This window comes from Streptomyces sp. NPDC053079, from assembly GCF_044546695.1.
Lineage (GTDB): Bacteria > Actinomycetota > Actinomycetes > Streptomycetales > Streptomycetaceae > Streptomyces.
In genome coordinates this window covers 648,334-661,905 of the sequence record NZ_JBITZJ010000005.1, presented here as the reverse complement: position 1 = coordinate 661,905, position 13,572 = coordinate 648,334, and the positions used below count along the sequence as shown (strand labels likewise).

Sequence of the window (13,572 nt, the reverse complement as noted above, 5' to 3'; positions counted from 1 at the left end):
CCCACCGGCGGCCGCCGACCGGGTGGTGGCGTACGGCCGTCGGGGTCAGGGGCGCAGGAAGGGCGTGGCGAGGACCGCCGCGGCGATGGCCTGCGGCCGGTCGTACATCAGCAGGTGGCCCGCGGGGGCGACGGCCTCGAAGCGGCCGTCGAGGCGGTCGGCGAGGGCGCGCTGGCGCTCCAGCCAGCGCCGCTCGAGCCAGGAGCCGGTGCCCGGCGAGGCGGCGAGGACGGTGACCGGGGCGGGCGGCAGGCCGTGGTGGGCGCGCAGGTCCTCGAGCTCGGCGGCCACGTCGCGGTAGCGGGTGTTCTCCATGAGGACGGCGCGCGCCACGCGCCCGGTGCCGTAGGTGCGGCGGACCAGGTCCGCGGGGGCGGGGTCGTGGCGCTTGACGGAGGCGGAGCGGACGGAGAACCGGCGCAGGGCCGGGCCCAGGGCGCGGGGCAGACCGGCGGCGGCGAAGGCCAGGCCCCGCACATGGGCGGCGGCGGTGCGCAGCTCGGGGGCGGGGACCGGGCGGGCGTCCTCCTCCACGCTGCCGTCGACCAGGACGATTCCCGCCGTGCGCTCCGGGTACAGCCGGGCGAACGCCTCGGCGTGGAACCCGGCGAGGGAGTGGCCGACGACCGTGGCCGGGGCGGGCAGGTCCAGCGCGTCGAGGACGCCCGCTATGCGGGCGGCCTCCCCGGCGGCGGTGGGCACCTCGACGGGCGGGGCGCTGAACCCCAGCCCGGGGCGGTCGAAGCGGACCACCGTGCGGTGGGGGGTGAGCAGGGGGACGACCTGGTCCCAGTCGAACCACCCCATGCCGAGCCCGGCGCTGAGCACGCACACGGGGCCGGAGCCCTCGCGGAGGACGTGCAGCGTGACCCCGCCCACCCGCAGCATCCGCCCCGGTGGCCGTTCCGTACCGCCCATGCGGTGCTCCCCCTTTTGGTCCCGCCCTCTCCCGGAGGGCACGGACAAGCTACTCGACGGTGCCCTCCCGCCGGTGTTCGGCCGCCACCCAGTGCGGCTTGCGGAACTTCAGGAACGCCAGCGGCGCGAGGAAGCCGAGGGTCAGCAGGCCGCCGCCGACCATGAAGACGTAGCGCCAGAGGGGGCCGCCGCCGAACTGCTCGGGCGGTACGAAGCCGATGCACATGGCGCCGATGGAGGCCGCGAAGCCGATGCCGGCGACCAGGTGCACGGCGGGGACGCGGAAGCCGCGCGGCTGGTCGGGGCGGGTGGCGCGCAGCCGGACGACGGCGGCGAACATCAGCAGGTAGACGACGAGGTAGATCTGCGTGGTGACGACCGAGAAGATCCAGTAGGCGCTGGAGACGTCGGGGATGAAGGCGTAGAGCAGCGCGATGATCGTGGTGAGCACGCCCTGCGCCACCATGATGTTCCGCGGGACGCCGCGCTTGTTGAGCTTCTGCAGGACGGGCGGCAGGTAGCCCTCCTGCCGGGAGACCATCAGCAGGCCCTTGGAGGGCCCGGCCAGCCAGGTGAGCATGCCGCCCAGGGCCGCCGCGACGAGCAGGACGCCGACGACCTTGGTCAGCCAGCCCACGTGGAAGTGGTCGAAGAAGCCCTGGAAGGCCTGCATGACGCCGGCGGTGAGGCTGAGGTTCTCGCTCGGCATCACCCAGCTGATGGCCAGCGCGGGCAGGATGAAGATCAGCAGGACGAGGCCGGTGGCCAGGAAGACCGAGCGGGGGTACTGCCGGCCGGGCTCGCGCAGCGCGGAGACGTGCACGCCGTTCATCTCCATGCCCGCGTACGACAGGAAGTTGCCCACGATCAGCACGAGGCTGGCCAGCCCCGTCCACGGCGGCAGCACGTGCCCGCCGTCCATGGGCGCGGCGGAGGGGTTGCCCTGGGCGAGGAAGACCAGGCCGAGGGCGACGAGGACGACGCCGGGGATCAGCGTGCCGATGACCAGGCCCATGCTGGAGAGCCCGGCTACCGCCTTCGTGCCGCGCGAGGAGATCAGCACGCCGGCCCAGTAGATGACGACGATGACGATGGCGATGTAGAGGCCGTTGTCGGCGAGCGAGGGGTCGATGACGTACGCGAAGGTGCTCGCCACGTACGCCAGCAGGCTCGGGTAGTAGGCGATGGTCATCGCGAACTGGCACCACACGGCCAGGAAGCCCAGCGGCTTGGACAGCCCCTCGCTCACCCACCGGTAGACGCCGCCGGGCCAGCCGGACGCCAGCTCCGCCGAGACGAGTGCGGTCGGCAGCAGGAAGACGACAGCGGGCAGGAGGTAGAGGAAGACGGCGGCCAGTCCGTAGAGGGCCATCGAGGGCGAGGGGCGCAGGTTCGCCACCGAGGCGGTCGTCATCATCGCGAGCGTCGCCCACGAGATGAACTGCGCCTGGCCGGCCCCGGGGGCGGGGGCGGCGACGGCCGCGGTGGTGGGACGTTCGTCCCTAACCTGTTCCGTGCTGGTCATGGGGGGAGAGCGTCCTTCGGGCCGTGCGTCGTCAATCGTTTTCGCCCAATGATCGGGCCTTGGCACCGCTTCGTGCACATCCGCTCGGGCGGGGACCCCGCGGGGGCGATACCCCGTGGGGGTAAGGTGCGCGGAGGGTCGGGAGTCTCGGGAGGCAGACGGTGCAAGGACGGGGGGCCACCGCCTGGTGCGGCCGGCTGCTGCTGTTCGCGGCGCTGCTGCTGGGGATCGTGACCATGCACACACTCGGGCACCCGCGCGAGCACGGTGGGGGGCAGCACGGCGCGGGGCCGCACGCCGCGACGGTCCCGTCGGCGGTGACCGCCCCGGACGGGACGACGAACGGCGCACCGGGCCATGCCCCGGACGCGGCGACGGACAGCGCACGCGGCCACGCCCCGGACGGAGCGGCCGTGCCGCGTCCGGACGCCGCCGCTGCCGTCCCCGCGGTCGCGCCCGCCCTTGCCGTCGCACGAGTCCCTGCCGCCGCGCCCGGCCATGACGGCGCTCACGCCTCTGCCTCTGCCTCTGTCTCGGCCTCCGACCACGGGGACGGCATGGACCCCATGTCCGTCTGCCTCGCCGTGCTCGGCGCGGGCTGGACGGTCGCGCTCCTGCTCTCCCTCGCCGCGCTGCGCCGGCCCGCCGGTGCGGACGCGCCGGCGGGGCGGGCGTGGTTCCCGCGCGCTTTGTGGCCGCTGCCGCCACCCCGGCACAAGGCCCTCGCACGGTTGTCGGTGCTGCGCGTATAGGCGGCGCGGCCCGCCGCCGCCCTCCGGCGGCGCGGGCGCGCCCGCCCTCACGCCCACGTCACAGAACCGACACCACGAGGTGTTCTGCCATGCGCACCATCACCACCACCCGCCGCGCCGTGCTCGGCGCGGGCATCGCCGTCGCCGGCGGCGGCCTGCTGGCCGCCTGCTCGAAGGACGGCGCCGGCTCCTCCGCGGCGCAGCCCGCCGGCTACGTCTCCCCGGACGGCCGTGAGGTCGCCGCCGCCGAGGAGAAGCGGCGCCCGGGCCCCGTACGGAACGTCAGGCTCACCGCCACCGCCGCGACGCTGGATCTCGGCGGCGGCCGTACGGTCCCGACCTGGGCGTACGGCGACGCGCTGCCCGGCAGGGAGGTCCGGCTGACCGCCGGCGACACGCTCGCCCTCACCCTCGCCAACCATCTGCCCGAGCCCACGTCCGTGCACTGGCACGGGCTGGCGCTGCGCAACGACATGGACGGCGTCCCGGATCTGACCCAGCGGAACATCAGGCCCGGGGCGTCGTACGACTACCGCTTCGCCGTCCCGCACCCGGGCACGTACTGGCTCCACCCGCACTCGGGCACCCAGCAGGACCGGGGGCTGTACGCACCGCTGATCGTGGAGGACCCGAAGGAGCCGCTGCAGTACGACAAGGAGTGGGTCGTCGTCCTGGACGACTGGGTCGACGGGATCGACGGCAGCACGCCGGACGCGGTGCTCGCGGAGCTGAGCCGGGGCATGGGCGGCATGGACCACGGCGGCGGGGACCACGGCGGCATGGACCACGGCGGCGGCATGCAGCACGGCAGCGGCGGCCACGACATGTCGAAGATGTCCATGACCGCGGCCTCCCCCGCCCCCTCCGGCCCGCCCCGGATGCTGATGGGCGCCACGAGCGACCTCCTCGGCGGTGACGCCGGTGACGTCGCCTATCCGCACTACCTCGTCAACGGGCGCGTACCGCAGGACCCGCAGACCTTCACCGCGAAGCCCGGCGACCGTATCCGCATCCGCTTCATCAACGCGGGCGGCGACACCGCCTTCCGCGTGGCCCTCGGCGACCACCGCATGACCGTCACCCATACGGATGGTTTCCCCGTCGAGCATCAGCAGACGGACGCGCTCCTGCTGGGCATGGGCGAGCGGTACGACGTGCTGGTGGAGGCCAAAGACGGCGTCTTCCCGCTGACCGCCCTGGCCGAGGGCAAGAAGCGCACCGCGCTGGCCGTGCTGCGGACCGGCGCCGGCACCGCGCCCGGCGCGGACACGCGCCCCCGGGAGCTGGACGGCACGGTGCTGACCGCCGACCGCCTGAAGGCCGGCCGCGCCGTGGCGCTCGGGGACCGCCGGCCCGACCGCACGGTCACGCTGCGGCTCACGGGCTCGATGGCGAAGTACGACTGGGCCGTCAACGGCAAGAAGTACACGCCCGCGCAGCGCTACGGCGTGAGCGCGGGCGAGCGGGTCCGGTTGGTGTTCGTCAACGACACCGACATGTGGCACCCGATGCACCTGCACGGCCACACCTTCGCCCTGCCCGGCGGCGGGCCCCGCAAGGACACCGCCATCGTGCTGCCGGGCAAGCGGCTGGAGGTCGACTTCGACGCCGACAACCCGGGCCTGTGGATGCTCCACTGCCACAACGTCTACCACGCGGAGGCCGGGATGATGACGGTCCTGGGCTACCGCGCCTAGGCCCGGCCGGGACGCGAGGGGGCGGGGTCCACGGGCCCCGCCCCCGTCCCGGGGGAGCCGTCGTGGCACCGCTCACACCATATTGCGTCAGTCAGACGATTAGACTGGCGGCGTGGCTCAACTTCGTCTCGCCCTGAACCAGATCGACTCCCGCGTCGGCGACCTCGCCCGCAACGCCGAGTCGGTCGTCCGCTGGACCCGGCACTCCGCCGAGCAGGGAGCCCATCTGGTGGCGTTCCCTGAGATGGTGCTGACGGGCTACCCCGTCGAGGACCTGGCGCTGCGCTCCTCCTTCGTGACGGCCAGCCGGGACGCGCTGCGCTCGCTCGCGGCCCGCCTCGACGCCGAGGGCCTCGGGGAGCTGCCGGTGATCGTCGGCTACCTCGACCGCAGCGAGGAGGCCCGCCCCCGGCTGGGCCGGCCCGCCGGCGCCCCGCGCAACGCCGCCGCCGTGCTGCACCGCGGCGAGGCCGTGCTGACCTTCGCCAAGCACCACCTGCCCAACTACGGCGTCTTCGACGAGTTCCGGTACTTCGTGCCCGGCGAGACGCTGCCCGTGATCCGCGTCCACGGCGTGGACGTCGCCCTCGCCATCTGCGAGGACCTCTGGCAGGACGGCGGCCGCGTGCCCGCAGCCCGGTCCGCCGGCGCCGGGCTGCTGCTCTCCATCAACGCCTCCCCCTACGAGCGGGAGAAGGACGACACCCGCCTGGAACTGGTGCGCAAGCGCGCCCAGGAGGCCGGCTGCACCACCGCGTACCTCGCGATGACCGGCGGCCAGGACGAGCTGGTCTTCGACGGCGACTCCATCGTCGTCGACCGCGACGGCCGCGTCGTCGCCCGCGCCCCGCAGTTCGAGGAGACCTGCGTGGTGCTCGACCTCGACCTGCCGCGGGCCCCGGCCGAGGTGCCCTCCGGTGTCGTGGACGACGGTCTGCGCATCGAGCACGTCACGATCTCCGCCGACCCCCTCCCCGCGTACGAGCCGCAGTTCACCGGCGGCCTCGCCGACCACCTCGGCGACGACGAGGAGGTCTACAAGGCCCTGGTGACGGGCCTGCGCGCGTACGCGGAGAAGAACGGTTTCCGCAGTGTGCTCATCGGCCTCTCCGGAGGCATCGACTCGGCGCTCGTGGCGGCCGTCGCCTGCGACGCCGTCGGCGCGGAGAACGTCTACGGCGTGGCCATGCCCTCCCGTTACTCCTCCGACCACTCCATCAGCGACGCCGAGGACCTCGCCCGGCGCACCGGCCTCAACTTCCGGACCGTGCCGATCGCGCCGATGTTCGACGCGTACATGGGGGCGCTGGGGCTGACCGGCCTCGCGGAGGAGAACCTGCAGTCGCGGCTGCGGGGCACGATGCTGATGGCAATCTCCAACCAGGAGGGCCACATCGTGCTCGCGCCGGGCAACAAGTCCGAGCTGGCCTGCGGTTACTCCACGCTCTACGGCGACTCGGTGGGCGCGTACGGCCCCATCAAGGACGTCTACAAGACCGGCATCTTCCGCCTCGCCAGGTGGCGCAACCAGGCGGCGGCCGAGCGCGGCGAGACCCCGCCGATCCCGGAGAACTCCATCACCAAGCCGCCGAGCGCCGAGCTGCGCCCCGGCCAGGTCGACACGGACTCGCTGCCGGACTACGACGTGCTCGACCGGCTCCTGGAGCTGTACGTCGACCGCGACCAGGGCCGCGACGCGATCGTCGCGGCGGGCTTCGACCCGGCGCTGGTCACACGGGTCCTGCGGATGGTGGACCTGGCGGAGTACAAGCGGCGGCAGTACCCGCCGGGCACGAAGATCTCCGCGAAGGGCTTCGGCAAGGACCGCCGCCTGCCGATCACGAACGGCTGGCGCGAAGCCCTCTGACCGGGGCTCCGCCCCGGACCCCGGTCCTCAGGTGCGGGACGGGCCGGATCTCACGACCAGCCCGTCCAGCAGCCGCGCCGTGGCCCCGGCCACCGCGTCCACGGCCTCGTCGAAGACGGCCTGATTGTGCGCGGCCGGCGCATGGAAACCGGACACCTTGCGCACGTACTGCAGGGCGGCCGCCCGGATGTCGTCCTCGCCCACGTCGGGCGTCATCGGCGCCCTGAGCGTCTTGATGCTGCGGCACATGTCTCCAGTGTGCCGCGCGCCCCGCCCGGGGTCAGATCTTGACCCGGGCCGCCACCGGCAGGTGGTCGCTGCGCGTCGCGGGCAGCGTCCAGGCCGAGACCGGGTCCATGCCGCGCACCATGATCTGGTCGATCCGCGCCATCGGCATGCTCGCCGGCCAGCTGAAGCCGAAGCCGTCGCCCGCCGCGCCCTGCGCCGAGCGCAGCTGCGAGGTGATGGGGGCGAGCGAGCGGTCGTTCATGGTGCCGTTGAGATCGCCGAGGAGGACGACCCGCTTCTCCGGCTCCTGGGCGATGGCCCGGCCCAGTGCCTCGGCGCTGTTGTCGCGCTGCCCGGCGGTGAAGCCGGCGTTGAACTTCACCCGCACCGAGGGCAGGTGCGCGACGTAGACGGCGACGGGACCCTGCGGGGTCTTGACCGTGGCGCGCAGCGCGCGCACCCAGCCCAGGCGGATGTCGACGGGCTGGGTCAGCTCGAGCGGGTACTTGCTCCAGATCCCGACCGTGCCCTGCACCGAGTGGTACTTGTACGTGCCCGCCAGCGCCTTCTCGTACCGCGAGGCGTCGCTGAGCTCCTCCAGCGCCACGACGTCCGCGCCCGAGGCGGCGACGGCCCTGGCGGTGGCCGCGGGGTTGGGGTTCTCGGCGTTGACGTTGTGGGTAGCGACCGTGAAGTTGCCGCCCTTGCCGGACTTGTCGCTCAGCAGCCCGCCGAAGAGGTTGACCCAGACGACCGAGGGGAGCAGCAGGGCTATGAGGGCGGTGGCCGAGCGGCGCCACAGCGCCAGGGCGAACAGCACCGGCACCAGCAGGCCCAGCCAGGGCAGGAAGGTCTCGGTGAGGGAGCCGAGGTTGCCGACCCGGTTGGGGATGTCGGCGTGCACCAGCATCAGCAGGCCCAGCAGCACGGCGACCGCGGCGACGACCATGCCGCGCCGCCAGACGCCGCTGCCCGTCCACTGCTGCTTCCAGTCGCCCTTCTCCCGGTCCTGCCGGCGGCCCAGGAAGCGCCGGGCTCCGGAGCCGGCCCGCTCCGGCCCCGCTCCCTCGTGGCCCGTCTCCTCCATGTATGCCTGCGGCATCGGTTGTCCTCACTGCTCCGTCTGGCTGCGTCCCCGCCACCCGACCATAGGTGATCACGGTGTCGCGGGGCTTACCCGGACACCCCTGGCGGGGGCGTCGGGGAGGAGGACGAGCGTCCGGCGGGCGGGGGTTCCTGTCGACCGGGGTGCGAGGGGGGCTGTGACACAACGGGCACATTCGGGGCAGGTGCCGCGGACCGCCCTCCGGCGGGGGGTCGTACGCCCTCCAGCAAGGTGTCGACAATCCGCTCGGACAGCCCGTCCGGCAGCTCCTTCGACTCGTGGAAGAGGGCGCGCGAGAGCATCGGGCTGACGAACAGATCGGTCAGGAGCTCGGTGTCCACGTCGGCGCGGATCTCCCCCTCGGCCATGCCGCGCCGCAGCACCGCCTCGAACGCCTCGCGCCGGGCCCTGACGACCGTTGCGTGGTACTCGGCCCACAGCCGGGGGTGCGCCTGCACCTGGGCCACGACGGTGCGCAGCACGGCGGAGGAGCGCTTGGCCAGGCCGCGCCGGCGCAGGTACTCGAGGAGGGCGACGAGGTCGTCGCGGACGGGGCCGCCGGTGGGGCGGGGGCCGTCGTCGTCCAGGGAGCGCAGCACGTCGAGCATCAGCGCTTCCTTGCCCGCCCAGCGCCGGTAGACGGTGGCCTTGCCGACGCCCGCCCGGCGGGCTATGCCCTCCATCGACAGCTCGGCGACGGTGGCGCCGCCCTCCAGCAGGCGCAGCACGGTCTCGATGACGGTGGTGTCGACGGCGGCGCTGCGCGGCCGTCCGCGGCGCCCGTCCCGTGCCGTGGGCGCGCTGCGGGCTGCGGGGGCGTTCACTGTCCCGCTCCCGCCTGTTCCTTCTCCGCGCCCGGGCGGCCGGCGCCGGCCGGGGAGCGGGCGGCGTTCTTGGCCGGCAGGAACAGTACGGCGACGAGCGCCCCGAGCAGGGCGACGGCCGCGGCGCCGAGGACGGTGACGTGCATGGCGTGGACGAAGGCGTCCTGCGCCCGGCCCATGAGGTCCGCGCCCGCGGGGCCGAGCCGGCCGGCGACGGCGCGGGTGGCCTCGATGGACTCGCCGGCGGTGTGCCGGGCCTCCTCGCTCAGGCCGGGGACGGCCTCGAGCCGGCCGGAGACGCCGTCGCGGTAGACGGTGGAGAGCACGGAGCCGAGCACGGCCACCCCGAGGGCGCCGCCGATCTGCCGGAAGGTGTTGTTCACGGCGGAGCCGGAGCCCGCCTTCTCCCGGGGCAGCGACTGCATGATCGAGACGGTGGCGGGCGGGGTGATGTGGGCCATCGCGGCGCCCTGGAAGAGGAAGAGCACCTCAAGGACCCAGATCGGGGTGTGCGCGTCGAGCAGGGCGTAGCCGGCCATGGTCGCGGCCATCACGACCATGCCGCCGGTGCACACGGCGCGGGCGCCGAAGCGCTCGACGACGAGCCGGGCGCGCGGCGCGAAGATCATCTGGGCGGCGGCGAGCGGCAGCATCAGCAGCCCGCTCTGCAGTGGGGTGAAGCCGCGGGCGCTCTGGGTGTAGAAGACCATGAAGAAGGTCACGCCCATCAGCCCGAAGAAGACCAGCGCCAGCGAGGAGACGGCGGCGGAGAAGGCCGGGTTGCGGAAGTAGCGGACGTCCATCGCGGGGTGGGTGCTGCGCCGCTCGTGCAGCACGAACAGCACGAGGACGAGGAGGCCGCCGCCGACGGTGCCGTAGACCTCGGGGACGGTGAAGTCGGCCAGCTGGCCGCCCCGGATGATGCCGTAGACCAGCAGGACGAGCCCGATGACGGACAGCAGCACGCCGAAGGGGTCGAGCCGGCCGGGCCGGGGGTCCTTGGAGTCGGGGACGAGCACCGCCATCGCGATCAGGGCGGCGGTGACGATCGGGAGGTTGATCAGGAAGACCGAGCCCCACCAGAAGTGGCTGAGCAGGATGCCGCCGGTGATCGGCCCTATGGCGATGGCGAGCCCCACGGCGCCGGCCCAGATGCCGATGGCCTTGGGCTGCTCCTCCCGCTCGAAGACGTTCATGATGATCGCCAGCGTGGAGGGCATCACGAAGGCCCCGCCGAAGCCCATCAGCGCGCGGTAGGCGATCAGCTCGGCGGGCGAGCCGGCCATGGCGGCGAGCGCGGAGCCGACGCCGAAGACGGTCATGCCGAAGAGCAGGACCTTCTTGCGGCCCCACCGGTCGCCGAGCAGGCCCGCGGTGAACAGCATGCCGGCGAAGACCAGCGTGTAGGCGTTGATCGCCCACGCCAGCTCGCTCTGGGTGGCCCCGAGCCCGGTGGGGGCGGGGGCGGCGATCGTCTTCATCGCCACATTGAGGACCGAGTTGCCCAGGACGACCACGAGCAGGCTGCACAGCAGCACGGCCAGGACGGCCCACCGTCTGCGGTGGACGGCCTCGGGGACCTTGCGGGGCGGCGCGGAGTCGGAGGTTGCCATGGACACCACCCTAAATTATTTCGATACGGCACCGTCTCGCATGGGCGATTCTTGACCGGCGGCGGGACCGGCCGGGGGGCACTTCCGCGCCAGGACGCGGCGTGTCAGCATGGGAGGTGATCCGGGGACGCCGTCAGGGCGCCTCGAGACGACAGAACACAGGAGCCACGGCAATGACGCATGCCTTGAAGACCCCCGACAGCGGCCAGAAGAGCAACAAGGCGCTGTACGGCGGTACGAGTTCCCGTCGCATCACCGTCCGTGACATAGCCGCCGCCAAGGAGCGCGGCGAGAAGTGGCCCATGCTCACCGCCTACGACGCGATGACCGCCTCCGTCTTCGACGAGGCCGGCATCCCCGTCCTGCTGGTGGGCGACTCCATGGGCAACTGTCACCTCGGCTACGAGTCCACGGTGCCGGTCACCATGGACGAGATCACCCTCCTCTCGGCCGCCGTCGTACGGGGCACCAAGCGCGCCCTCGTCGTCGGCGACCTGCCCTTCGGCTCGTACCAGGAGGGCGCGGTCCAGGCGCTGCGCAACGCCACCCGGCTGGTGAAGGAGGCGGGTGTCGGCGCGGTCAAGCTGGAGGGCGGCGAGCGTTCGGCCCACCAGATCGAGCTGCTGGTCCAGGCCGGCATCCCGGTCATGGCGCACATCGGCCTCACCCCGCAGTCCGTCAACGCCTACGGCGGCTACCCGGTGCAGGGCCGTGGCGAGGAGGCGGCGGCGCAGCTGCTGCGCGACGCCAAGGCCGTCCAGGACGCGGGCGCCTTCGCGGTCGTCCTGGAGCTGGTCCCGGCGGAGCTGGCCGCCGAGGTCACCCGCACCCTGCACATCCCGACCGTCGGCATCGGCGCGGGCGTCGAGTGCGACGCGCAGGTGCTGGTGTGGACCGACATGGCCGGCATGACGTCCGGCCGCCTGCCGCGCTTCGTCAAGCAGTACGCGCAGCTGCGCGAGGCCCTCGGCGACGCGGCGAAGTCCTTCGCCGACGACGTGGTGGGCGGCGCGTACCCGGCGGAGGAGCACTCCTTCCACTAGAACCGGGGGCCGGTCGCCGGGCGGGCGGGGGCGTCCGCCCGTCCGGCGCCGGTCTGTCGGCGGCCTGTCGGTGATCTGTCGGTGATCTGTCGGCGCCGGCCGGTCGGTGTCGGCCCGCTGTCAGTGCCCGCTGGCACTGTTGAGGGCATGACGCGAAACGACATCCCCGAAAGCGGCGGGAACGCCGTCGAAGTACGGGGCCTGGTCAAGCACTTCGGCGAGACCAAGGCCTTGGACGGGGTCGACCTGGACGTACGCGAGGGCACCGTCCTCGGCGTCCTCGGCCCCAACGGCGCCGGCAAGACCACGCTGGTGAGATGCCTGTCCACCCTGATCCGCCCGGACGCCGGCAGCGCCCGGGTCGCCGGTTACGACGTGCTGCGCCAGCCCCGGCAGCTGCGCAGGGTCATCGGGCTGACCGGCCAGTACGCATCGGTCGACGAGAAGCTCTCCGGGCTGGAGAACCTCTACATGATCGGGCGGCTGCTCGACCTGTCCCGTAAGGACGCCCGGCGGCGGGCCGAGGAGATGCTGGAGCGCTTCTCGCTGACGGAGGCCGCCAAGCGCCCCGCCATGAACTACTCCGGCGGCATGCGCCGTCGGCTCGACCTCGCCGCCTCCATGATCGGACAGCCGGCGGTGCTCTATCTGGACGAGCCCACCACCGGCCTGGACCCCCGCACCCGCAACGAGGTGTGGGCCGAGGTCCAGCGCATGGTCGCCGAGGGCGCCACCGTGCTGCTCACCACGCAGTACATGGAAGAGGCCGAGCAGCTGGCGAACGAGCTGACCGTCATCGACCGGGGCCGGGTGATCGCCGGGGGCCGGGTCGACGAGCTGAAGGCCAAGGTCGGCGGGCGCACCCTGCAGGTCCGCCCGGCGGACCGCTCGGACCTGCCCCGGATGGTCGACGCCGTGGCCCGGGCCGGGCTGGCCGGGATCGCCGGCGCGACCGCCGACGAGGCGGAGGGCGTGGTCAACGTCCCGATCATCAGCGACGAACAGCTGACCGCCGTGGTGGGCATGCTGGGCGAGCGCGGCTTCGCCATCTCCGGCATCAGCACCCATCTGCCCAGCCTGGACGAGGTCTTCCTGGCCGTCACGGGCCAGAAGGCGTCCGTGGCGACGGCCGGCGAGGAGCAGCACACCGACAAGCTCGAGGAGGTCGCGGCATGAGCGCGGCGACGGTCAGCGCGCCCGCGACGGCGCCCGCCCACGACGGCCGGATCGGCCTGCGGGCCAATCTGCGGCACATCGGTGCGCTCGCGCGCCGCAACATGCTGCAGATCAAGCAGGACCCGGAGTCGATGTTCGACGCCGTCCTGATGCCGGTCATCTTCATCCTGCTGTTCACCTATGTCTTCGGCGGCTCGATCGCCGGCAAGGGCAACGAACAGGACTACGTCAACTACCTGGTGCCCGGCCTGATGGCGATGATGGGCATGAACATCGCCATGGCGGTCGGCACGGGCATCAACGACGACTTCAAGAAGGGGGTGATGGACCGCTTCCGCACGATGCCGATAGCCCGGTCCTCCGTCCTCATCGCGAAGATCGTCGTCGAGGTCGGCCGCATGCTCATCGCGACCTCGATCCTCCTGGTCATGGGCTTCGCCATCGGCCTGACCGTCAGCACCTCGGTGCTGCACCTGCTCGCGGCGGTGGCGCTCGCCATGGTCTTCGGCGCCTCGCTGATGTGGATCTTCATTCTGCTCGGTCTGACCATGAAGACGGCACAGGCCGTCCAGGGGGTCGCCATGCTCGTCCTGATGCCCCTGCAGTTCGGCAGCTCCATCTTCGCGCCGACGACGAACATGCCGGGCTGGCTGGAGGCGTTCACGAAGTACAACCCGCTCTCCAACCTCGCCGACGCCTCCCGCCATCTGATCAACGGCGGTGCGGTGGCCCACTCGGTGTGGATGACCCTGGCCTGGTCCGCGGCCATCACGCTGGTGACGGCGCCGCTGGCGGTCGCCAGGTTCCGCAAGAAGACCTGAGGT

The 13,572-nt window shown here is 72.7% G+C and carries 12 protein-coding genes; 6 read left to right on the top strand and 6 right to left on the bottom strand.

Annotated features, from left to right (window positions below):
- Positions 1-45 precede the first annotated feature (45 nt).
- Positions 46-918, bottom strand: a complete 873-nt coding sequence (locus ACIGXW_RS22060; protein ID WP_399574606.1) for an alpha/beta fold hydrolase — start codon at positions 916-918, stop codon at positions 46-48.
- Positions 919-967: 49 nt separating this feature from the next.
- Positions 968-2,443, bottom strand: coding sequence for an APC family permease (locus tag ACIGXW_RS22055; RefSeq protein WP_399574604.1), 1,476 nt, complete (start codon positions 2,441-2,443; stop codon positions 968-970).
- A 161-nt stretch (positions 2,444-2,604) separates the two neighbouring features.
- Between ACIGXW_RS22055 and ACIGXW_RS22050 the strand changes: the two genes are divergently transcribed.
- The 3 genes from ACIGXW_RS22050 to ACIGXW_RS22040 all read left to right on the top strand — a co-directional run bounded on the left by ACIGXW_RS22050 (position 2,605) and on the right by ACIGXW_RS22040 (position 6,759).
- Positions 2,605-3,195, top strand: coding sequence for a hypothetical protein (locus ACIGXW_RS22050; protein WP_399574602.1), 591 nt, complete (start codon positions 2,605-2,607; stop codon positions 3,193-3,195).
- Positions 3,196-3,284: 89 nt separating this feature from the next.
- Positions 3,285-4,892: a multicopper oxidase family protein gene (locus ACIGXW_RS22045; RefSeq protein ID WP_399574600.1), complete on the top strand. Its 1,608-nt coding sequence runs from the start codon at positions 3,285-3,287 to the stop codon at positions 4,890-4,892.
- A gap of 112 nt (positions 4,893-5,004) precedes the next feature.
- A complete protein-coding gene (locus tag ACIGXW_RS22040; RefSeq protein WP_399574598.1) occupies positions 5,005-6,759 on the top strand; it encodes an NAD+ synthase in 1,755 nt (584 codons plus the stop codon).
- 27 nt (positions 6,760-6,786) lie between these two features.
- On the opposite strand, the gene ACIGXW_RS22035 is transcribed toward ACIGXW_RS22040, so the two are convergent.
- The 4 genes from ACIGXW_RS22035 to ACIGXW_RS22020 form a co-directional block, all read right to left on the bottom strand.
- Positions 6,787-7,008, bottom strand: a complete 222-nt coding sequence (locus ACIGXW_RS22035; protein ID WP_071962727.1) for a DUF2277 domain-containing protein — start codon at positions 7,006-7,008, stop codon at positions 6,787-6,789.
- Positions 7,009-7,039: 31 nt separating this feature from the next.
- Positions 7,040-7,936, bottom strand: a complete 897-nt coding sequence (locus ACIGXW_RS22030; protein ID WP_399574668.1) for an endonuclease/exonuclease/phosphatase family protein — start codon at positions 7,934-7,936, stop codon at positions 7,040-7,042.
- 224 nt (positions 7,937-8,160) lie between these two features.
- Entirely contained in the window at positions 8,161-8,916 is a 756-nt protein-coding gene (locus ACIGXW_RS22025) for a TetR/AcrR family transcriptional regulator C-terminal ligand-binding domain-containing protein (RefSeq protein ID WP_399574596.1), read from the bottom strand.
- The gene (locus tag ACIGXW_RS22020) at positions 8,913-10,529 is read right to left on the bottom strand and encodes an MFS transporter (protein WP_399574594.1); all 1,617 of its coding nucleotides are present in this window, start codon (positions 10,527-10,529) and stop codon (positions 8,913-8,915) included. Before ACIGXW_RS22020 ends, ACIGXW_RS22025 begins: the two co-directional genes overlap by 4 nt.
- A 173-nt stretch (positions 10,530-10,702) precedes the next feature.
- Here ACIGXW_RS22020 and panB point away from each other — a divergent pair, with 173 nt between their 5' ends.
- From panB to ACIGXW_RS22005, 3 genes are all read left to right on the top strand, one after another.
- Entirely contained in the window at positions 10,703-11,572 is an 870-nt protein-coding gene (gene panB, locus ACIGXW_RS22015; protein ID WP_071962724.1) for a 3-methyl-2-oxobutanoate hydroxymethyltransferase, read from the top strand.
- A 147-nt stretch (positions 11,573-11,719) separates the two neighbouring features.
- Positions 11,720-12,748, top strand: coding sequence for an ATP-binding cassette domain-containing protein (locus ACIGXW_RS22010; protein WP_071962723.1), 1,029 nt, complete (start codon positions 11,720-11,722; stop codon positions 12,746-12,748).
- Complete coding sequence (locus tag ACIGXW_RS22005; protein ID WP_071962722.1) at positions 12,745-13,569, top strand: ABC transporter permease; 825 nt, start codon at positions 12,745-12,747, stop codon at positions 13,567-13,569. Before ACIGXW_RS22010 ends, ACIGXW_RS22005 begins: the two co-directional genes overlap by 4 nt.
- The last annotated feature ends 3 nt before the right edge of the window (positions 13,570-13,572 follow it).